Genomic DNA, 20,776 nt, shown 5'->3' with positions numbered 1-20,776 from the left:
AAAGTATCATGTAAGATTCACGTAATAAATCGCAAGTTAATGATAAAAAATTAATTTCACACATCTATATTCATTGTCCTTATATGCTTGTCAGTTTCAAATTATGGCTAAACTTATGCTGCCATAAACTTCCATTTTAATAGATTTGTGAGATTGGTAAAACCTAATCTACTTGTTATGCTGAAAATAGATATGCACACCCATATTATTCCTGAACATATGCCCAATTGGACAGAAAAGTTTGGTTATGGGGACTTCATATACCTGCAGCATCATAAAAAAGGATTTGCCAAAATGATCAAGGGCAACCAGTTTTTTAGGGAAATTGAGGAAAACTGCTGGAACCCGGATGTACGTATCAAAGAATATGAGCAATTCAACACTCAGGTACAGGTGGTTTGTACCATTCCGGTTATGTTCTCTTATTGGGCAAAACCGGAAGACTGCCTTGATCTGTCAAAGTTCCTGAATGATCACATAGCAGAGTTGGTTCAGAATTATCCTAAAAATTACATTGGGTTGGCGACTATTCCTATGCAAGATACAGCTCTGGCTATAAAAGAACTGGAGCGTTGTAAAAAACTCGGTTTCCCGGGAATTCAGATTGGCAGCAACATTAATGACGAAAATCTGAGTGAAGAACGCTTTTTCCCTATTTTTGAAGCTTGTGAAAAACTGGACATGGCCGTTATGGTACATCCCTGGAACATGATGGGCATGAAAAACATGACCAAATACTGGCTCCCGTGGCTGGTAGGTATGCCTGCAGAAACCTCACGAGCCGTTTGTTCCATGATTTTTTCAGGTGTACTTGAAAGGTTACCTGACCTGCGTGTAAACTTTGTGCATGCCAGCGGATCATTTCTGGCTACCATTGGGCGTGTTGAACATGGCTTTAACTGCAGACCTGACCTTGTGGCCATAGACAACCCCGTAAACCCTCGGGAGTATTTAGGCAAATTCTGGGTGGATTGTATCACACATGATCCCAAAATGCTGCAATACGTACTGGACATGCAAGGTTCCAAAAAGGTGACTCTGGGATCAGATTACCCATTCCCTTTGGGAGACCTTGAAATTGGCAGGTTTATTGAGGAAATGGATTTATCCAAAGAGACCGTTGAAGATATATTTTGCAATTCCACACTCGAATGGCTCAAGTTAGACAAGAGGGATTATATAGATGTATAAAATTATTTTACTTTTTATTGCCTGCTCGCTTTCAATGGCAGGCATAGCCCAGGTTACTGAAGAAGATAAAGTACAACAACTTCTTCGTGATCAGGAACAGGCTCGACATGCCCAACTGATGATGCTCATGGATCAGGGGATTGAGCTTATGGATAATGAAGAATATGAGCAGGCCAACACCAAATTCAGGGAAGTGCTTAAATCAGCCAAAGTTGTACCCACCGATTTGTGTTTTTTCTTTGGCAAAAACTCGTTTTACATGGGCAAATACCGCCAAAGTATCGACTGGCTGAATAAATATATTGAGCTCAAGGGCACCAAGGGCCAATACTATGAAGAGTGCGTAGACTACCTGAACAAATCCAATGAAGCTTTTCTTACCGTGCGAGAAGAAGAAAGAAAGGAAGCGCACAACATACTGACAACAAATTACGACATAGACTGTGGCCCTTCCGGTAAGGTGGTATGCCCTGTTTGCAAAGGTAAAGCAGTTATTATCACCAAAGGTGCATTCGGAGACTCTTACAAATCGTGCCCGTACAGCGACGATCACGGATATCTCACCTGTGAAGAATACAATAAACTTCTAAGAGGCGAATTGGAACCCAAAAATTAACCATGTCATCTATTCATTGACATTTGTCTACAGAGAATTGCTATATTTGCGGGTTGAAACCAAATCATTCTTGCAAAATGATATTGCACAATAGAGTAGACAGAAGAATTCTAAAAGAAAAATTAAAAGAGAGTAACGAAAGAAGAGTTACATTATCCTTTTACCGGTATATTCAACTTCCCTGCCCTGAGGAATACCGGGATCAACTTTTCCTTGAACTAAGTAAGTTGGATGTTTTTGGCCGAATTTATGTAGCGCATGAGGGTGTTAATGCCCAAATTAGTGTGCCAGAAGAGAAATTCGAAGATTTTAAAACTTACATTACCAACTCTTCGGAGCTGAGCGGCGTAAGGTTAAATATAGCCGTGGACGATGACGGCAAGTCTTTTTTTCAACTCAAAATACAAGTAAGGAATAAAATAGTAGCTGACGGTCTCAACGACGAGACCTTTGATGTTACAGATCGGGGTATACACTTATCTGCGGAAGAATTTAATAAGCTGGCCAATGATCCGGAAACGGTAATTGTCGATATGAGAAATCATTATGAAAGCGAGGTTGGCCATTTTGAAAACGCTATTTGTCCTGATGTTGATACTTTCAGGGAATCCCTTCCCATAGTAGAGAAAATGCTTGAAGACAAGAAGGATAAAAACATTGTAATGTACTGTACCGGTGGTATCCGTTGTGAAAAAGCCAGCGCGTATTATAAACATAAAGGTTTTAAAAATGTTTTTCAGCTAGATGGTGGTATTATTGAGTATGCCAGAGAAGTGAAGAGCCAGGGTCTTGAAAATAAGTTTCAGGGCAAAAATTTCGTTTTTGACGAAAGGCTTGGCGAACGTATCTCGGACGAAATCATAAGCACATGCCATCAGTGCGGACAACCGTGCGACGACCACACAAACTGCAAAAATGACGGTTGTCACCTTTTGTTTATCCAGTGTAAAGAATGTGCTGAAAAACACCAGGGATGTTGTTCTGCAGAGTGCAATGACATTATCAACCTACCGGAAGAAGAGCAAAAAGCAATTAGAAAAGGATTGAACAAGGGACGACAAGTATTTAAAAAAGGTCGTTCTGAAAAACTTCTCTTTAAAAGCAATGCAAAAAGCTAGAATAGGTATTATCAACGTTTCTGACCGCGCCAGTCAGGGTATTTATGAAGATATCCCGGGCAAGGCCATAGTGGCCACCCTCCGGGAATTTGTTACCTCTGACTGGGAATCAGAATATATAGTTTTACCTGATGAACAGGACCAGCTTGAAAAGGCAATGATAGAAATGGCAGATGAAAAAAAATGCTGTCTCATCATTACCTGTGGAGGTACTGGCCCGGCAAAAAGAGATGTAACCCCTGAGGCAACAGAAGCTGTTTGCGATAAGATGATGCCGGGTTTCGGAGAGTTGATGAGGCAGGAAAGTTTGAAATATGTACCAACTGCGATTCTGTCAAGACAGACCGCAGGTATTAGAAATCAAACTTTAATTGTTAACTTACCGGGGAAACCAAAAGCAATACGAGAGTGTTTAGACGCTGTATTCCCGGCAATACCCTACTGTATCGATTTGCTGGAGGGCCCATATATCGAATGTAATGAAGAATTTGTAAAGGTATTCAGGCCCAAACAACATTAAGAATGGCACGAATAAAGTACTATTACGACACAGAAACCTGTAAATATGAACGCGTCAAGGTTAAGACACAGGATGTGATACTTAACTTTTTAGGTTTGGCATCTTTGATTGTGGCAGTGGCTGCAGGACTCCTCATGTTATACAACAGCTATTTCGAATCTCCCAAGGAAGTAATGCTGAAAAATGAAGTTTCAGAATTGGAATACTACTACGAACACCTCAATGAGGAAGTAGATAAACTCAACCAGATATTGGCTGCCCTTGAAAAGCGTGATGATGATGTTTATCGCGTGGTTCTCGGAGCCGAGCCTATAGACCCTTCAATCAGAGATGCAGGTATTGGAGGTGTGGATCGTTACAGTGAAATACGCAATAAAAACATTGATCATAAAGAATTGATCCTGTCGCTGAATGAGAATGTGGATAAACTCAGGAGGAAAATGTATATCCAGTCAAAAAGCTATGATGATATCGTAGAACTGGCTGATAACAAAGCTAAAATGTTTGCTGCCATTCCTGCCATCCAGCCAATCTCAAATAAGGAACTCATCAGGTTGGCCTCAGGCTTTGGGTACCGCATACACCCTGTTTACAAAGTAAAGAAAATGCATACCGGCATAGACTTCTCAGCTCCGATCGGTACGCCAATTTATGCCACGGCAGATGGAACCGTTACCAAAGTAAAAGTAAGGTTTAGCGGATACGGAAAGTTAGTCGAAATCGACCATGGTTTTGGCTTCAAAACCAGATATGCACATATGCATGAGTTTGAAGTAAAAGAAGGACAGAAAGTTAAGCGGGGACAAATTATAGGCTATGTGGGAAATACAGGGCTTTCAACAGCCCCTCACCTGCACTATGAAGTGATCAAAGGAACCAAAAAAATCAATCCGGTACATTATTTCTTCAATGACCTGAACCCTGATGATTACGAAAAAGTAATTGAGCTGGCCTCTATTGAGAACCAGTCTTTGGGTATGTAAAATTTCTGATTTTATAAAAAACTCTTGGATACAAAAAAACAATTACCTTAATTCGCAACAACAGAAAGAACAAATGACATTATTCGCTAACGCATACCATCATCACCATCATCATTTCAACACCGATCTGATGCATGGGAGATATATGTTTTAGCTAGAGATATAAAAATTATATTAAGTAAAACAAAAAAGGCTTGCCATGCGGCAAGCCTTTTTTTATTGGTCAAATTTCAAAATCATGAGTAAAAAAATCAGAATTGCAGTACAAAAATCCGGCAGGCTCCAGGAGCAGTCTGTCAGACTACTTAAGGAGTGCGGGCTCTCGTTTAGCAATGGCCCTAACCGCCTGAAGACAGAAACTTACAACTTCCCCGCCGAAATCCTCTTTCTCAGAGATGATGATATTCCGCAGTATGTGGAAGATAATGTTGCTGATATCGGCATTGTAGGCGAAAATGTATTTATTGAAAAACAAAAGGAAATTGCCCTGATCGAAAGGCTCGACTTTTCAAAATGCCGCTTATCTATCGCCATACCAAGAGAAAAAGACTACGAAGGCACAGCAAGCCTTAATGGCAAAAAGATCGCTACCTCCTACCCCAACATTGTACAACAATTCCTGACCGAAAAGAACATTACTGCAGAAATCCATGAAATCAGCGGATCCGTCGAAATAGCTCCGGGAATCGGTCTGGCAGATGCTATTTGTGATATTGTAAGCACCGGAAGCACCTTACTGAGTAATGGCCTGAAAGAAGTGGAAACCGTAATGAAGTCTGAGGCGGTCCTGATTGCCAACAACAAACTGGACGCGGAAACGCAGGTATTACTGGAGAAGCTTATCTTCCGGATCAAAGCAGTTAACACTGCCAAAAACAATAAATACCTGCTGCTTAACACGCCTAATGAGTCGATTGATGCCATAACAAAAGTACTCCCCGGCATGAAAAGCCCTACAGTGACCCCACTTCAGCAAGAGGGCTGGTCTTCGCTCCACTCAGTGGTCAACGAAAATGAATTCTGGGAGATTATAGACCAGCTCAAAGCCCTCGGCGCCCAGGGCATACTAGTGATCCCTATAGAAAAAATGATTATTTAAAAGACACCCATTTAAAGAAACTACGACATGAATATCATAAAGTACCCACAAGCTTCCGAACTCGAAAACATCCTGAAACGGCCGGTTTTTGAAGCAGATTTTCTGGAAAGTACCGTTAAAAATATACTGGCCCGCGTACGCCAGGGTGGAGACCAGGCCCTGCTGAAATTTAACGAACAGTTTGATAAGGTTAAACTTGATCAACTGGCTGTAATTGAGGAAGAGAAAAAGCAGGCCGCAGGTAAAATCAGTGAAGATTTAAGATCTGCCATTCAAACGGCATTGAACAACATTAAAAAATTTCACGAAGCACAAACCCGGAAGGAAATGAAAATAGAGACCTCAAAGGGTGTTACTTGCTGGAGAAAGGCCGTTCCTATTGAAAAAGTAGGCATTTATATTCCCGGAGGCACAGCACCATTATTTTCAACCGTGCTCATGCTTGGAGTACCTGCTACCATCGCAGGCTGTAAAGAAGTAGTACTATGCACCCCTCCCGGTGCTGACGGAAAAGTAAATCCGGCCATACTGTATACCGCTCAGCTCACAGGTATTTCTAAAATATTTAAAACCGGAGGAGCCCAGGCCATTGCCGCTATGGCTTACGGCACTGAAAGCATTGCAAAAGTGGACAAGATATTCGGCCCGGGAAATCAGTATGTAACAGCCGCAAAACAGCTTGTAAGCATGGAAGGTACGGCCATAGATATGCCGGCGGGTCCATCGGAACTGGCCGTGATCGCCGATAGTTCATGCAATCCGGTTTTTGTGGCTTCCGACCTGCTGTCGCAGGCAGAGCATGGCAAAGACAGTCAGGTAGTACTCATTTGTCCTGACGAGAATGTAATTAATAAAATAAGCCATGAAATCGATGTTCAGGTTGAAAAATTACCAAGGAAGGAAATAGCCAGGGCGAGCTTGCTCAACAGCAAAGCTATTTTAGTGAACGATCTGAACGAAGCCATGCAGGTAAGCAACCAGTATGCTCCTGAGCATCTGATCATAGCTACAGAAAATGCAGTTACACTATCTGAAAAAGTCATTAATGCAGGATCTGTTTTTATTGGCAACTATAGTCCTGAATCTGCAGGAGATTATGCATCGGGAACGAACCACACCCTACCAACCAATGGGGCAGCGAAAGCCTACAGTGGCGTTTCACTTGACAGTTTTATGAAACAGATCACTTTTCAGGAGATCACCCGTGAAGGTATAGCTGATTTAGGCCCGACCATCGAAGCCATGGCTGGAGCAGAGCTATTGGCAGCTCACAAAAATGCAGTTAGTGTCAGGTTGTCTGAAATAAAAAAGTCATGAATATACAAGACAAAGTAAGACCGAATATACTTAACCTTTCCCCCTACTCTTCGGCTCGTGATGAGTTTGAAGGCAACGGGGAAATATTTCTGGATGCTAATGAGAACCCTTATGAAACAGGCCTCAACCGGTATCCTGATCCTCATCAAAGACAATTAAAACAGCAAATTGCTTCACTCAAGAAGGTCGATCCCAATCAAATATTTCTGGGCAATGGAAGTGATGAGGCTATTGATCTGGTCATGCGCATATTCTGTGAGCCGGGAACAGATAATATCACCATATCTGATCCGACTTATGGCATGTATGCAGTCTCAGCAGCCATTAATAACGTTGCCGTGAAAAAAGTGGCTTTATCAAAAGACTTTAGTTTCATGGCTAATGAGATGCTAAAAGAGGTGGACGCCAATACCAGGCTAATCTTTATATGTTCACCCAATAACCCTTCCGGGAATGCGCTGAATACCTATGAAGTAGCCAAGGTCATTGAAAATTTTGATGGTATTGTGGTAATCGACGAAGCATATATTGACTTCTCTATGCAGGCTTCATTTACCCTCCAGCTTGAAAAATATAAGAACCTGATCATTCTACAGACTTTTTCAAAAGCCTGGGGGCTGGCAGGTCTTCGTTTGGGTATGGCCTTTTCATCTCCGGAAATAATTAAACTGATGAACAAAGTGAAACCTCCGTACAACATTAATATTCTCACTCAAAAGGAGGCATTATCAGCACTGGCCGACAAGGAAAAGGTGAAAGAAGCAATCAGCAACATTCTCAGGGAGAGGGATATGCTGATCACCAAACTTTCCGGGTTGAGCATAGTAAGCCATATCTTCCCAAGTGACAGTAATTTCCTTTTGGTGAAGTTCAATGATTCTCAGGATATTTTTAAATACCTTATGGAAAAAGGAATTATCGTACGTGACCGGTCGAAAGTGGCCCATGGCGAGAATTGTCTGAGGATAACCGTAGGCACCCCGGAGGAAAATATAAATCTGGTACAAGCATTAAAAGAATATCAAGCATGAAAAAAGCACTTTTTATAGACAGGGACGGCACTTTAATCATTGAGCCTGAAGACGAACAAATTGACAGCCTTGAAAAGCTTGAATACTACCCGGGAGTATTCACATGGCTGGGCAAGATTTGCAGGGAACTGGACTATGAGTTGGTGATGGTAACCAATCAGGATGGACTTGGCACGGATAGTTTCCCTGAAGAAACTTTCTGGCCTGCTCATAACCGGATGTTAACCACTTTAAAAAATGAGGGTATCTCATTTGAAGACATCATCATCGACAAAACCAGGCCTGAAGACAATCAGCCCACAAGAAAACCCGGTACAGCGCTGCTTACCAAATACATGTCAGGTGCATATGACCTTGCCAACTCCTACGTGATCGGTGACAGGACAAGCGATGTTATGCTGGCCAGAAACCTTAAGTGCAAAGGCATCCTGATCAATGATGGATCTTTGAAGGAGCAATTAACAAAAGAAAAACTTGACTCTTGTTGCGACCTGATCACCACAGGCTGGCACACCATCTATGATCTTTTATCCGAGCCGCCCAGACGAGCTACCGTCAAACGCACTACAAAGGAGACGGACATTGACATCAGTGTGAATCTTGACGGAAGCGGAAAGAGTAATATAGATACGGGGATCGCTTTTTTTGATCATATGCTCGACCAGATTGCCAAACACGGCCAGGTAGACCTTGATGTCTCTGTAAAAGGAGACTTGGAAGTAGACGAACACCACACCATTGAAGACACTGCCATTGCGCTTGGTGAGGCCATGATCAAAGCACTGGGCAGTAAAAGAGGTATTGAAAGATATGGCTTTTGCCTGCCCATGGATGATGCCCTGGCCCAGGTAGCTATTGACTTCGGCGGAAGGAACTGGATCGTGTGGGAAGCTGAATTCAAACGTGAAATGGTAGGCAAAATGCCCACGGAGATGTTCTATCACTTCTTCAAATCGTTTACTGATGCTGCCAGGTGTAACCTCAATGTAAAGGTAGAAGGGAATAACGAGCACCATAAGATAGAAGCCATTTTTAAAGCCTTTGCCAAAGCCATAAAAATGGCCGTCAAAAAGGAGAAAGGAAACAATCAACTACCCAGTACTAAAGGTGTAATCTGAAACCTATGGAAGTAGCAATTATTAAATACAATGCCGGCAATACGCAATCGGTGATATACGCTCTGAAGCGCCTGGGCATTAACCCGTTGCTGACCAACGACTTTGAAGCAATTCAAAAGGCCGACAAAGTGATTTTCCCTGGTGTAGGCGAAGCAAGCACAACCATGAAGCACCTTAAAGAACTTAAACTGGACCTTTTAATCCCAACATTAAAACAGCCAGTGTTAGGAATATGCCTGGGCATGCAGCTTATGTGCGAATATTCGGAAGAAGGCGACACCACGTGTATGGGAGTTTTCCAGGCTCCGGTGAAGCGGTTCAGCCCGGTAAACGCAGAAAAAGTGCCTCACATGGGCTGGAACAACATCACCACAGTCAGGGATAGCTGGACTGCCAGCGGAATTATGGATCAGCACATGTATTTCGTCCATAGCTTTTATGTACCTGTAACAGCAGACACTGTGGCTACCTGCAATTACATTGAAGATTTTAGTGCGGCACTGGCTAAAGACAATTTTTATGCGACCCAGTTTCACCCTGAGAAATCGGCCGGACAAGGGCAGCAAATCATTAAAAACTTTATTGAATTATGAAGATCATACCCGCAATAGACATTCTCGATGGTAAGTGTGTGAGGTTATCGCAAGGGGATTATGCCAAAAAGAAAATTTACAATGAAGACCCCGTTGAAGTAGCAAAGTCGTTTGAAGGCGCCGGTCTCGAATACCTCCACCTGGTAGACCTTGACGGGGCCAAAGCCGGAAAGATCATCAACTGGAAGATGCTCGAAGCCATTTCCAGTGAAACTAACCTGCAAATTGATTTCGGTGGTGGCATTAAGTCCAATGATGATATAGAGCTGGCCTTTAAAAGTGGAGCAAAAAAGGTCACCTGTGGCACAATTGCCGTTAAAAATCCGGCAAAAGTGGCTGAATGGATTGAGCAATATGGTTCTGACCGATTGATCCTTGGTGCTGATGTGAAACAAAAAATGGTGGCCGTAAGTGGCTGGACAGAAGAAACCACGCTACATATTGAAAACCTGATACACAAGTACATGAGCGAAGGGCTTAACCATGTTATCTGCACGGACATTGCTACAGATGGTATGTTATCTGGTCCTAATATCGAGCTTTACAAAGACCTTCTACATACTTTCCCCGGTATTCACCTGATTGCCAGCGGCGGGGTAAGCAGCTCTCAAGACTTGCAGGAATTAAAAAAAGCCGGGCTGTATGGTGCCATTCTGGGCAAGGCCATCTATGAAGGCAAAATCACTTTGGAAGAACTTAGCAAAATCTGATATGTTAAAGAAAAGAATTATACCCTGCCTGGATGTCAAGAACGGGCGAACGGTAAAAGGCACTAATTTCGTTAATATCAGGGATGCCGGCGACCCGGTGGAGCTTGGTGCGTTATATGCCGACCAGGGAGCTGATGAGTTGGTTTTTCTGGACATAACAGCTACAAATGAAGGCCGTAAAACCTTTAAGGAACTGGTAAGAGATATCGCCCAGCACCTGAACATACCTTTTACAGTAGGCGGCGGTATCAGTTCGGTGGAAGATGTAGCTCCCCTGCTCTACGCCGGGGCAGATAAAGTTTCAGTAAACTCTTCGGCAGTAAAAAGGCCTGACCTCATCAATGAGCTTGCACTGGAGTTTGGCAGCCAGTGCATTGTAGTGGCCATAGATGCCAGGCAGGTAGACGGCCAATGGATAGTGCACACCCACGGAGGCTCCAGGCCTACAGAATTGGAGCTCTTTAGCTGGGCCCGGGAAGTAGAAAAAAGAGGAGCCGGTGAGATTTTGTTTACCAGCATGGATCATGACGGGACAAAGCAGGGGTTTGCCGTAGAGGCTTTAAAGAAGCTGGGGGAGCAAATCAATATTCCGATAATAGCTTCGGGAGGAGCCGGTGAGATGCAGCATTTTGATGAGGTATTCAGCAGTGGCAAGGTTGATGCCGCTTTGGCTGCAAGTATTTTTCATTTCAAAGAGATTAGTATACCCGAGCTAAAAAGCTATTTGAAGCAAAAAAACATACCCGTAAGATAAATTAAAAACATTCCGCACAGGCAGTAAAATTGAAGATAAAATGTTACAACCAAATTTTGAAAAAGGCAACGGGTTACTACCCGCCATTATACAGGATTTCCACAGTCAAAAGGTGCTCATGCTGGGTTATATGAATGAAGAGTCTCTTGAAAAAACGAGGAATGAAGGAAAAGTTACCTTCTACAGCCGCTCAAAACAGAGACTATGGACAAAGGGAGAGACTTCGGGAAACTTCCTCATGGTGAAGCACATAGAGCTGGACTGCGATAAGGACACCCTCCTTATCCAAGTAATACCCGTTGGTCCGGCATGCCACACAGGGACAGATACATGTTTTGGGGACAAAGAAAATAAATCAACAGACCTGGGTTTTCTGGAGCGTACGATTCAGGAGCGTAAAGCCAATCCAAAGCCTGGATCGTATACCAATGATCTGCTGAATAAAGGAATTAACAAGGTAGCCCAGAAAGTTGGGGAAGAGGCCGTGGAGCTGGTTATTGAGGCCACAGATAACAATGAAGAGCTATTTCTCAATGAGGCTTCAGACCTGATGTACCACTACCTTGTACTACTCGCTGCTAAAGGATATGAGCTGAATGATGTGATAGATGTATTGAAAGAACGGCACAAATAAATCAGGGACATCGGTTATCTTAGCATCTGTTACAAAGGACGCAATCCATGAAAAATATACTTATCCTGGTAGGCAAATCTTTATTGCTGATGATCATTTCTGCAGCTTTTTTGGCTATTGCTACCAGGGTATTTCCTCCACCTAAAAACCATCCCGCAGGTACAGGAGCAGTCGTAGGGGTGTTGGTGGTAATCACATTTACCTCATTGCTTTATATCATTATTTCAGCCATTTGGAAAAGCAGGGAGTCTTTTTTCTTTAAAGTAGTCCTTATAACCAATTTGTTGATTGCCCTGTTTTCAATGCTATCGGTTTCGTAGCAGGTCAATATATTTTTTGCGAATTAATTTTGTCAACTACCTTACAAACTGTTTACAATTAAAATGACAATTTGGCCACACATTAAAACATAAAGATTCCCCATGTCAAAAACCAAAACTATCGACGGATATCCGTTTGAAGAGTACACCAAAGAAACCTACTCTGAGGCAGAGGTAATAGAGAGAAGCAGACAGTTTTACCAGTGGATGGACAAACGCCGGACTGTTCGTGATTTTTCTGATAAGCCTATACCCCGTGAAGTAATTGATAACATCATACTTACGGCATCGACAGCACCTTCAGGGGCACATAAACAACCGTGGACATTTTGTGTTGTATCTAATCCCGATATTAAAAAGGAAATCCGGGAAGCTGCGGAAAAAGAGGAGCATGAAAGCTATAACAGCAGGATGAGTCCTGAATGGCTGGAAGACCTCAAACCACTGCAAACCGACTGGCATAAGCCTTTTTTAGAGACTGCTCCCTATCTGATCATTGTATTTAAGAAAGCTTATGATCTTGATAACGAAGGCAATAAAAAGAACAACTACTATGTCAATGAATCGGTGGGATTAGCAGGGGGCTTTTTGCTCGCCGCCATTCACCATGCAGGCCTTGTAGCCTTAACACATACCCCCAGTCCGATGAATTTTTTAACAAAACTGCTTAACAGACCGGCTAATGAAAGGCCCGTGCTGCTTATTCCTGTAGGGTATCCTATGGAAGAGACGTATGTACCACAACTCAGGCGAAAATCATTGGATGAGGTGGCAGTTTACTATTCGTAAATAATACTCGCTCTACTTATTTGTAATCAACTCAGGATTTCAAAGGTGAGTGGTGGTCTGTCGGGGGACAGACCAGGGAGAGGGACAATGAAGGGGCAGCCCTTGGAAAACTACTGCTGACAGAACTTAACAACGGCTTTACTAAACTTCCGAAAGTTTAGTAAAGCTCTCTGTTCCGTGCCACTTATTGAGATAATACTATTCCCTCCTCCCCGCATTTATATAAATCAATTTCTCCATTCACATGGCATAATCAGCAGATTACATATTGCTTATTGTTAAAATTCGGGTGAATACATACCTTTAGTTTATTCACCAAAATTATAGCTTATGAAATTATTTAAACTCCTGCTCGTGCTTATGCTTGCAGGTATAATAGCCTGTCAGCAGAAGACAGAACAAAAAGCCGAAGAAACTACCGAACAAAAGGATTCGGTTCAGTTAAAGGCACTTCTCTCCAATTACCACGATGAAAGGTTACAGTTTTACCCTCTGGAAGCAACTTTCGCCGGAGACAACCGGTATAACGATACGCTTCCCAACAATATATCGCAAGAGTATCTCAACAAACTGGAGGCATTTTACTCCAAATACAAGAACCAGCTTCAGGAACTTGACCGTGGACAGCTTTCCGAAAACGAGCAAATGAGCTATGATATCCTGATGTGGGAGTGCGACATTAACCTGGAATCTTTTAAATATCCTGCTCACCTCACTCCCATTGATCAGTTCTGGAGCTTGCACATCAGTATGGGCCAGTTGGCCAGTGGTGCCGGAGCCCAACCGTTTAAGACGGTAGAAGATTACAACAACTGGTTAAAGCGGCTGGATGACTTTACGATTTGGTGCGATACAGCTATTGCCAACATGAAACAAGGCATAAAAACCGGTTGGGTGCTTCCTAAATCCCTGACTGCAAAGGTGATACCTCAAATGGCTGACCTGGATCACGGGCCGACAAGTGAGCACCTTTTCTATTCTCCTATAAAACTTCTTCCCGAGGAGTTTTCTGATGAAGACAAAAAGCAACTGACCGAAAAATATCAGATTGTGTTGGAAGATAAGGTGATCCCTACTTTTAAAAGGTTGCACGACTTTCTGAAAAATGAATATTTACCCGCATGCAGGGAGACTGCCGGAGCACATGCACTCCCCAACGGGGAAGAATACTATGCCTTCCGAATAAAGCAGTACACTACAACCACAAAATCTGCTGAGGAAATTTTTGAACTGGGCAAAAGTGAAGTAGCGAGATTGCTCTCAGAGATGGAGAAAGTAAAGGAGCAGGTCGGCTTTGAAGGAGATATCATGGCCTTTTTCGAACATGTGAGAGCAAGGAAAGAGTTGATGCCGTTTACTTCGCCTGATCAGGTAATAACTCATTTCAATGAAATACATGAACGCATGAAGCCTCAGCTTAAAGAACTGTTTGACCTGGTACCCAAAACACCTTTTGAAGTAAGGCGTACAGAAGCATTCAGAGAGGCCTCTGCAAGTGCAGAGTACAATCCGGGATCATTGGATGGTACACGTCCGGGTATCTTTTACGTTCCTATTCCTGATGTATCCAAATATAACCTGTTCTCAGACGAGTCATTGTTCCTGCATGAGGCCATCCCCGGTCACCATTACCAAATCTCCTTACAGCAGGAAAATGAGAACCTCCCTGAATTCAGACGCACTTTATGGTACAGTGCATACGGAGAGGGCTGGGCGCTTTACAGTGAATCACTGGGCAAAGAGCTTGGCCTGTACACTGATCCATACCAGTATTTCGGTATGCTGAGCGCTGAAATGCACCGGGCCATCAGGCTGGTGGTAGATGCAGGTATGCATGCCAAAGGCTGGACAAGGGAGCAAGCCATTCAGTATTCACTGGAAAATGAGGCGGAATCGAAGGAAAGTATTACTTCTGAAATTGAGCGTTATATGGCTATGCCGGGGCAGGCTTTATCTTACAAAATGGGTCAGTTGAAGATCATAGAGTTGAGGAACAAAGCAGAAGAGGCACTTGGTGACAAATTCGATATCAAAGAATTCCACAACAAAGTGCTGGAATCAGGATGTGTGCCTTTAGCCGTTCTGGAGAAAAAAATAGACCGCTGGATCTCTGAATAATTTACTTAGTTCACCGTTTCCTGGTTGCCGGGAAACGGTGATTTTTTTCACCCTCCTCCTACACGCATTTTATATTTAAAACCTGCCCCTGACAAATATTTTGACATACAAAAAGAAAATGCTTTTCATACTTATTGAAAGCACTCCCTAATCTTTTTTCAAAAATTTCGCAAATGATTCCAACCATTTACTATTCTCTCTGTACTATTCAATTGTGTGCGCACCGGTAATGATTTGAAACATTTAGAAACTCAACTAACACAAAAATGAAATTACTAACACAAGTTAATAAATGGTGGGTTGTATGTGCCCTGGCCCTTTCCTATCAGGCATGTGATGATGTCAATAGCGATGTGATGCCGCCACAGGAAGAAATAGATCAGGCAAAAGATGTGAACATGAGGCTAAAGGAAAACAGCCCTGTAATTATTGACCTTGTCCGGGCTGCTAACCTTACCGGAGATGGTACTTTCAGCATTTCGAGAACGGCTGGAAAGGGATCAATTGAATTGCTAAAATCGGCCTTATTAAAATATACACCGAATCAGGATTTCGTAACCGGGTCGGATGACGCAGAATATCAAGTATGTGTAAATGGCATATGTGACAAAGGGATTATCGCTTTCAAATTCGATACAGAGAGCGATTCGTGCTTCATTTCTGCAAACTACGACAGAGTGGAAGCCCTGCCCACCGACCAGCAGGTGGTGATCCCGGTGCTGCAAAACGACAGCTCATGCTACGAGCAATTTGATGTAAGTACGCTTAACATCGTAGAGCATCCGCATTCGGGAGAAGCCGTAGCTACAGATGGCCTTATTTTCTACTACCCTTCGGGCAGCTACAGTGGCACCACACAGATCATTTATGAAGTCGCCACAAGGGAGAATCCGGATATCTTTTACTATGGCCTTGCAGAGGTTGTTTTAAATGACTCTGTTGCAGAAATCGAAGTTCATTCAGATTCCATAGCTTACACTTATCAAGAATACCTTGCCGCACTGCACCCTACATATCAAAGCCTCGACTTTAATCTGGATCAGATTTTAGGCAATGATGAACTTGACAGCATCCCTTACAATCAATTGAATATTAGTATAACCGGCCAACCAATGCATGGCACTGCTAAGTATTTCTCACTGGAGATGTTCAGGTTTACACCAGACCAATCGTTCAACGGGTATGACAGCTTTACTTACAAAGTATGCTACAATGGCCAATGCAGCACTGGTACTGTGTATATCATAGTTACAGGCTTTGGAGCCACAACCGGAATACAGGCCTATGACGACCAGTTTACCTATACGCCTGCCGAATTTGAGCAGGTAGTGTATAACTCAGGTGACGGGATAGCATTAGATCTTTATTATGACAATATATTGATGAACGACAGCCTCAATGGTGCAGGCATGTTTGATGTCAACGCTTACATTGTAAACCAGCCTCAGCACGGCCAGGTAATATATTACGACCGGGAGCTCTTCCGGTACTTGCCAGATCAGGGTTATGAGTTTACAGGTACAGACAGTTTTTCATATAAAATATGCGACAACGACGGTTGTAGTGAAGCCACTGTGACCATAACTGTTCAATAAATTTAAACCGTAAACAAGCCCTGAGATAACCAACAATGGCCATAAGGAATTATGGCCATTGATACGCCCCATGGAAGAAGATCTTATAATTGGCTGTAAAAAACAAGACCGAAAGGCCCAGGAAGCTCTGTACCATAAGTATTCAGGCAGGGTAATGGGCGTTTGTAAACGTTATGCAAATACTATGGATGATGCCAATGACATCTTTCAGGAGGCATTTATCAATATTTTTAGCTCACTGAAAAAACCGAGAACAGTAAAAATCGAGTCATTGGAAGCATGGGTAACCAGGATCAGTGCCAATGTAGCTGTTAACTACTATCATAAAAACAAAAAATACCTGAACCATGTACCCGCTGAAAGTGCACTGCACAAAATTGATGAGGAAGAATACGGGCATATACTTGGCAGGTTGCGTGGCCAGGAACTTTTGCAGCTCATAGGTGGATTGCCAACTGGTTGCAAGCACGTATTTAACCTATACGCTATAGAAGGCTATTCCCACAAGGAGATTGCGGAGATCATGGATATCTCGGAAGGTACATCCAAATCTCAGCTTTCACGCGCGAGGGATATAATAAAGTCGAAATTAAAACTGCTAGATCATGTCAAATACAAAAGGGTCGTCTGAAAACGAGGACTTTAACAAGTATTTTAAAGATAAACTGGAGCATTGGGAAGATGAACCTCCTGTAGATGGGTGGAAATCCATTGAAAATGTACTGGATAAAAAGCAGGCCAATCTTACCAAATGGTATACCGCTGCGGCAGTGTTGCTACTGCTGGCCCCTGCTTTGTACTTCCTGTTCTCGTCTAAGTCATCTTCTCAAAAAGAAGTAGCAACTGAACTATACGGCAGTAGCACCGAGGACAATATTGCGATACTTCAAACGGAAGATGCCAATTCAGCTTCATGCATTGAGATACCTAAGACCAACTGTGATCAGGATTTTCAGGATAAAGAACAAGGTCTAGCAACAACAAAGTATGAACGTGACACTTTCGGTCAAACTGATACTGAAAATTCTAATTCAGCAATCCAAAAAGAGCTTATCACTAACATTTCTGAATCCGGGTCGGTAGCCCAAAGAAGCAATGACAATAATAAGACTAAGCTTGAGGGTACTCGTGAAAAATCACTCAAGGAAGATGAAGGAGTCACCCATCAGCCTGCTGCTACGGGCTCCGAAGCATACAGCCAGGAAAGCCATGCAGAAAGTATGAACGTTAAAACATTTACATCAGAAACAAACGCAAATAATGCCAATGAGCAAACCTATGATAAAGCAGTTGCCGATGTAAAGACTGGCGCTACAAACGGCAGGGACAGGATGAGTTTATACATTGAAGATACACCAACAAACAAACTTCATGAGACTACCGAAAAAGCGTCGGAGAATCACGATAGACAATTCGAAAAATCAAATGGTAACAGCCAGGAAATTCGCACATTCACTGACCGGTCAAATATGGCCCAAAGCCTGACACCTGACCTGCATGATGATGATGCTAATGAATCCAATGCAGAAGATAAGAAGAAACTTATCGAAAAGGCTGATGATGAAAGCTTACCCGCAGACTCCCATACTGCACTAAAGAACAGTAATATTGTAAAACCCGACCGGAATAAACACACCTCAAAAACAGGTAGTAAAAAACCAAAGAGCGAAGCATTAGACAGTGCATCAACCGTTGAAACAGAGAAAAAGATATTGGTTAAAAAGAAAGAAAAAACAGCTCCATTCCAAGACAACAAAAAAAGAAACGGTAGCTCTAAATGGCACTTCCAACCAGAGATCGGCACGTTCTATACCTTTAAAAAAGTAAACCCTGCTAAAGACATGATCTATATCACGGGCTTTGAAAATGAAAACGAGATGTCGTTCAAAAACGCAGGATACCAAATTAGCCTCAAACTCAGGCGCGAAGTGCTGCAAAACACCACCATTACCACCGGGATAACCTGGCAAATGATCAATGAGTACTCCAATTATAATTTTTATAACATCATAGCTGATAGTGTGGAAGTTACTCAGGTACAAGACGATTCATTCGACGTAATTACTTACTCTAATGAAGCCAATAACGAGGTACATAACACCGTGCAGTATGCGGGCCTCAGCCTGGGCGTTATCCAAAGGGTTAAATTTCTGCGCCGGGAGTATAATCTGACGGCAGGTGTTAGTCTGTTGAAGTCGATATCTCATAAATATAGTGAGAATGAATACCGGCACACATTCGATGCGAAAAGCACATTGATTTCTGTAAGAGGTGGTCTGGAAAAAGTTGTTTCTCTCACTCCGTATTGGTCATTTACTGTCACTCCTTATGTAGAACAAACTTTTAGCTCCATCTATACCAATAGCACTTATCGGCTCAGTCCATTAAAAATTGGTTTGGACATTGGTTTGCTCATACCTACAGGCAGGAAGTAAGAATGCCCGTGCTACTTTTATGGTCGGCACGGGCTTCTTTATTTTATATCTCGGTCAGTCAATCATCTCTGCAAAATCCTCTACATCAAAACGGATATCATCCTCCCCTATCTGATCAAACGGATTTTCCAGGTGCCCCTGTATGTTATCGAGACTGACGAGAATAAAGCTAAACATGATCGGCATCATATAATCCAGGCCTGCTGAGTATTGCTGGGCTATGGAAGCAAAATATGGAGCATACAATACGGGGAAACTATAAATAAATATTTTGCTGTAGGCCCTCAATGTGACAGGTGTACGATAATGGAGTATTACCTTCAGGTTTTCCACGGAAATAGCCAGTTTGCTGACATACTGACTAGCCCTTGACATTTCCCCTGACTGAAGGCCATACAGACGAAATTCTTTAACCAATACAGAAAGGTCAGAAATTTTATCGAAAATATATTTTTCAGCCTGTACTACCGAAGCCTTATCTGCCGTAAACAAAACACGAAGAGAAGCATAGATTTCCAGTACCTCATTTTTCACTCTCTCTTGAAAATCATTGTTTTCCTCATCCAGCCAATCACGTGAAGCATAGTAAATGGAGAGCAGGTGAGCTTTGAAATCGGCCAGTAGCCCAAGCGCCCTTTCCCTCCTTTTATAAGCACTGTCAATAGAAAATACAACAGGAAAAACTATAGCAATGCCAATTACTGTAAGTGGAAATTCTGCCAGAATTTTATAGTAACTGCAAATCCAGGTAGAAGCAATAGCCAAAAAGGTAACTATAAAAGTTTTGTAATTGATGATCAGATATAGACTTCTGAGAACTTTCATACCTATAGCTATAGACTTCATATAATATATAATATACTAAATTATGCGCTCGTTAAAAACAGAAAAATTATATTTTAGCTAAATTTTCAACGTTTTTTAACAGCAGTTTCGTCACATCATTAACATGTCCATAATTAAAGTATTACTGCATATTCTGGTTTTTAGTTTACTTACTCTTATCAGCCAGATTGGTGGTATCGTCTATTTGATATATTTACTGCTGTCCCTATTTATTGTACGGCGCATGGCAAAAGTTAAAAAGTACGGGTTTTTCAGGCTTATGCTTTTCTCAGGCATATACCTGGTTATGTCTTTGGTCATTGTGCCGTTGACAGCGCCCCTTTTTGGGCGGGTACCTTTGCCTTTATTTAACAAGCATCTTAAGCCTTTAACCATAGCCACCGTGCTACTCAACAGGCACTATGTAAAGCCTCAGTTACTGGAGGTTGCAAGGAGTACCTCCGATGAACTCAACAAAATGTATCCGGGCACGGTCACCTTTTACCTGGATGCCAACTTCCCATTTTTTAATGGTTTCCCGCTCATTCCACACCTGAGCCATAATGATGGAAAAAAGCTCGACCTGGCTTTTCACTACCTGCGGCAAAGCAATGGCGAATACACACCACAACATCCATCCCCTATTGGCTACGGGGTTTTTTCCGGTCCTTTGAAAGATGAGCAAGATCAACCTGAGAGATGTGAAGAACAGGGTTTCTGGCAATATAGTTTTATGGAACAAATCGTACCACAGTGGAACAAGGATAAGTTTATATTGGATAACCGCAGAACCAAAAGCCTAACCGTGCTATTAGCCTCACACAACTCCATAGAAAAGATATTTATTGAACCTCATTTAAAACAAAGGCTTGGCCTGTCTTCCCCAAAAATAAGGTACCATGGCTGCCGGGCCGTACGGCATGATGATCATATTCATATACAGGTAAAATAATATAAACCTGACTGCCAGTATGCCGTAGAACATATTTTGACTGAAACAATATAAATTT

The 20,776-nt window shown here is 42.4% G+C and carries 21 protein-coding genes; 20 read left to right on the top strand and 1 reads right to left on the bottom strand.

The genetic code is table 11. The features are described from left to right. Positions 1-177: 177 nt before the first annotated feature. From LVD17_RS18885 to LVD17_RS18795, 19 genes are all read left to right on the top strand, one after another. Positions 178-1,191 (top strand): amidohydrolase family protein, encoded by a 1,014-nt coding sequence (locus LVD17_RS18885; RefSeq protein ID WP_233760568.1) that lies wholly within the window; start codon positions 178-180, stop codon positions 1,189-1,191. Beyond that, positions 1,184-1,807: a hypothetical protein gene (locus LVD17_RS18880; RefSeq protein ID WP_233760567.1), complete on the top strand. Its 624-nt coding sequence runs from the start codon at positions 1,184-1,186 to the stop codon at positions 1,805-1,807. Before LVD17_RS18885 ends, LVD17_RS18880 begins: the two co-directional genes overlap by 8 nt. 77 nt (positions 1,808-1,884) lie before the next feature. Continuing rightward, positions 1,885-2,925, top strand: a complete 1,041-nt coding sequence (gene trhO, locus LVD17_RS18875; RefSeq protein WP_233760566.1) for an oxygen-dependent tRNA uridine(34) hydroxylase TrhO — start codon at positions 1,885-1,887, stop codon at positions 2,923-2,925. Further along, the gene (gene mog, locus LVD17_RS18870; protein WP_233760565.1) at positions 2,912-3,445 is read left to right on the top strand and encodes a molybdopterin adenylyltransferase; all 534 of its coding nucleotides are present in this window, start codon (positions 2,912-2,914) and stop codon (positions 3,443-3,445) included. Before trhO ends, mog begins: the two co-directional genes overlap by 14 nt. A 2-nt stretch (positions 3,446-3,447) precedes the next feature. Beyond that, positions 3,448-4,428 (top strand): M23 family metallopeptidase, encoded by a 981-nt coding sequence (locus LVD17_RS18865; RefSeq protein WP_233760564.1) that lies wholly within the window; start codon positions 3,448-3,450, stop codon positions 4,426-4,428. A gap of 238 nt (positions 4,429-4,666) precedes the next feature. Beyond that, entirely contained in the window at positions 4,667-5,527 is an 861-nt protein-coding gene (gene hisG, locus LVD17_RS18860) for an ATP phosphoribosyltransferase (RefSeq protein WP_233760563.1), read from the top strand. Positions 5,528-5,554: 27 nt separating this feature from the next. Then, positions 5,555-6,844, top strand: coding sequence for a histidinol dehydrogenase (gene hisD, locus LVD17_RS18855; RefSeq protein ID WP_233760562.1), 1,290 nt, complete (start codon positions 5,555-5,557; stop codon positions 6,842-6,844). Next, positions 6,841-7,875 carry a histidinol-phosphate transaminase gene (hisC, locus tag LVD17_RS18850; protein WP_233760561.1) on the top strand — a complete coding sequence of 345 codons (1,035 nt, stop codon included), beginning with the start codon at positions 6,841-6,843 and terminating at the stop codon, positions 7,873-7,875. Before hisD ends, hisC begins: the two co-directional genes overlap by 4 nt. Continuing rightward, positions 7,872-8,993, top strand: coding sequence for a bifunctional histidinol-phosphatase/imidazoleglycerol-phosphate dehydratase HisB (gene hisB, locus LVD17_RS18845; RefSeq protein WP_233760560.1), 1,122 nt, complete (start codon positions 7,872-7,874; stop codon positions 8,991-8,993). Before hisC ends, hisB begins: the two co-directional genes overlap by 4 nt. 5 nt (positions 8,994-8,998) lie before the next feature. Then, positions 8,999-9,586: an imidazole glycerol phosphate synthase subunit HisH gene (gene hisH, locus LVD17_RS18840; protein ID WP_233760559.1), complete on the top strand. Its 588-nt coding sequence runs from the start codon at positions 8,999-9,001 to the stop codon at positions 9,584-9,586. Continuing rightward, a complete protein-coding gene (hisA, locus tag LVD17_RS18835; protein WP_233760558.1) occupies positions 9,583-10,296 on the top strand; it encodes a 1-(5-phosphoribosyl)-5-[(5-phosphoribosylamino)methylideneamino]imidazole-4-carboxamide isomerase in 714 nt (237 codons plus the stop codon). Before hisH ends, hisA begins: the two co-directional genes overlap by 4 nt. Before the next feature lies 1 nt (position 10,297). Next, positions 10,298-11,050, top strand: coding sequence for an imidazole glycerol phosphate synthase subunit HisF (hisF, locus tag LVD17_RS18830; RefSeq protein WP_233760557.1), 753 nt, complete (start codon positions 10,298-10,300; stop codon positions 11,048-11,050). A gap of 40 nt (positions 11,051-11,090) precedes the next feature. After that, entirely contained in the window at positions 11,091-11,684 is a 594-nt protein-coding gene (hisIE, locus tag LVD17_RS18825) for a bifunctional phosphoribosyl-AMP cyclohydrolase/phosphoribosyl-ATP diphosphatase HisIE (protein WP_233760556.1), read from the top strand. Positions 11,685-11,731: 47 nt separating this feature from the next. Further along, a complete protein-coding gene (locus LVD17_RS18820) occupies positions 11,732-12,004 on the top strand; it encodes a hypothetical protein (protein ID WP_233760555.1) in 273 nt (90 codons plus the stop codon). A 102-nt stretch (positions 12,005-12,106) separates the two neighbouring features. Next, the gene (locus tag LVD17_RS18815) at positions 12,107-12,793 is read left to right on the top strand and encodes a nitroreductase family protein (protein ID WP_233760554.1); all 687 of its coding nucleotides are present in this window, start codon (positions 12,107-12,109) and stop codon (positions 12,791-12,793) included. Between the two features lie 330 nt (positions 12,794-13,123). Next, a complete protein-coding gene (locus tag LVD17_RS18810) occupies positions 13,124-14,911 on the top strand; it encodes a DUF885 domain-containing protein (RefSeq protein ID WP_233760553.1) in 1,788 nt (595 codons plus the stop codon). Between the two features lie 266 nt (positions 14,912-15,177). Beyond that, the gene (locus tag LVD17_RS18805; RefSeq protein ID WP_233760552.1) at positions 15,178-16,506 is read left to right on the top strand and encodes an Ig-like domain-containing protein; all 1,329 of its coding nucleotides are present in this window, start codon (positions 15,178-15,180) and stop codon (positions 16,504-16,506) included. Positions 16,507-16,576: 70 nt separating this feature from the next. Beyond that, positions 16,577-17,137, top strand: a complete 561-nt coding sequence (locus LVD17_RS18800) for an RNA polymerase sigma factor (protein ID WP_233760551.1) — start codon at positions 16,577-16,579, stop codon at positions 17,135-17,137. Continuing rightward, the gene (locus LVD17_RS18795; protein WP_233760550.1) at positions 17,112-18,941 is read left to right on the top strand and encodes a hypothetical protein; all 1,830 of its coding nucleotides are present in this window, start codon (positions 17,112-17,114) and stop codon (positions 18,939-18,941) included. The genes LVD17_RS18800 and LVD17_RS18795 overlap by 26 nt, the downstream gene beginning before the upstream one ends. Before the next feature lie 54 nt (positions 18,942-18,995). Here LVD17_RS18795 and LVD17_RS18790 read toward each other — a convergent pair whose 3' ends face one another. Continuing rightward, complete coding sequence (locus LVD17_RS18790) at positions 18,996-19,787, bottom strand: hypothetical protein (protein ID WP_233760549.1); 792 nt, start codon at positions 19,785-19,787, stop codon at positions 18,996-18,998. A 223-nt stretch (positions 19,788-20,010) separates the two neighbouring features. Between LVD17_RS18790 and LVD17_RS18785 the strand changes: the two genes are divergently transcribed. Next, positions 20,011-20,718 carry a hypothetical protein gene (locus LVD17_RS18785; RefSeq protein ID WP_233760548.1) on the top strand — a complete coding sequence of 236 codons (708 nt, stop codon included), beginning with the start codon at positions 20,011-20,013 and terminating at the stop codon, positions 20,716-20,718. Positions 20,719-20,776 lie beyond the last annotated feature (58 nt).

This window comes from Fulvivirga ulvae, from assembly GCF_021389975.1.
Classification (GTDB): domain Bacteria; phylum Bacteroidota; class Bacteroidia; order Cytophagales; family Cyclobacteriaceae; genus Fulvivirga; species Fulvivirga ulvae.
The sequence above is the reverse complement of the archived record's forward strand: the minus strand, read 5'-3'. Positions and strand labels throughout refer to the sequence as shown.

Coding starts and splice junctions, on each gene's coding strand:
- hisF (WP_233760557.1), top strand. CDS start 10,298: ATGTTAAAGAAAAGAATTATACCCTGCCTGGATGTCAAGAACGGGCGA.
- hisG (WP_233760563.1), top strand. CDS start 4,667: ATGAGTAAAAAAATCAGAATTGCAGTACAAAAATCCGGCAGGCTCCAG.
- LVD17_RS18800 (WP_233760551.1), top strand. CDS start 16,577: ATGGAAGAAGATCTTATAATTGGCTGTAAAAAACAAGACCGAAAGGCC.
- LVD17_RS18885 (WP_233760568.1), top strand. CDS start 178: ATGCTGAAAATAGATATGCACACCCATATTATTCCTGAACATATGCCC.
- LVD17_RS18795 (WP_233760550.1), top strand. CDS start 17,112: ATGTCAAATACAAAAGGGTCGTCTGAAAACGAGGACTTTAACAAGTAT.
- hisC (WP_233760561.1), top strand. CDS start 6,841: ATGAATATACAAGACAAAGTAAGACCGAATATACTTAACCTTTCCCCC.
- LVD17_RS18785 (WP_233760548.1), top strand. CDS start 20,011: ATGGCAAAAGTTAAAAAGTACGGGTTTTTCAGGCTTATGCTTTTCTCA.
- hisA (WP_233760558.1), top strand. CDS start 9,583: ATGAAGATCATACCCGCAATAGACATTCTCGATGGTAAGTGTGTGAGG.
- LVD17_RS18865 (WP_233760564.1), top strand. CDS start 3,448: ATGGCACGAATAAAGTACTATTACGACACAGAAACCTGTAAATATGAA.
- hisB (WP_233760560.1), top strand. CDS start 7,872: ATGAAAAAAGCACTTTTTATAGACAGGGACGGCACTTTAATCATTGAG.
- LVD17_RS18810 (WP_233760553.1), top strand. CDS start 13,124: ATGAAATTATTTAAACTCCTGCTCGTGCTTATGCTTGCAGGTATAATA.
- mog (WP_233760565.1), top strand. CDS start 2,912: ATGCAAAAAGCTAGAATAGGTATTATCAACGTTTCTGACCGCGCCAGT.
- LVD17_RS18815 (WP_233760554.1), top strand. CDS start 12,107: ATGTCAAAAACCAAAACTATCGACGGATATCCGTTTGAAGAGTACACC.
- LVD17_RS18820 (WP_233760555.1), top strand. CDS start 11,732: ATGAAAAATATACTTATCCTGGTAGGCAAATCTTTATTGCTGATGATC.
- hisIE (WP_233760556.1), top strand. CDS start 11,091: ATGTTACAACCAAATTTTGAAAAAGGCAACGGGTTACTACCCGCCATT.
- LVD17_RS18790 (WP_233760549.1), bottom strand. CDS start 19,787: ATGAAGTCTATAGCTATAGGTATGAAAGTTCTCAGAAGTCTATATCTG.
- hisD (WP_233760562.1), top strand. CDS start 5,555: ATGAATATCATAAAGTACCCACAAGCTTCCGAACTCGAAAACATCCTG.
- trhO (WP_233760566.1), top strand. CDS start 1,885: ATGATATTGCACAATAGAGTAGACAGAAGAATTCTAAAAGAAAAATTA.
- LVD17_RS18880 (WP_233760567.1), top strand. CDS start 1,184: ATGTATAAAATTATTTTACTTTTTATTGCCTGCTCGCTTTCAATGGCA.
- LVD17_RS18805 (WP_233760552.1), top strand. CDS start 15,178: ATGAAATTACTAACACAAGTTAATAAATGGTGGGTTGTATGTGCCCTG.
- hisH (WP_233760559.1), top strand. CDS start 8,999: ATGGAAGTAGCAATTATTAAATACAATGCCGGCAATACGCAATCGGTG.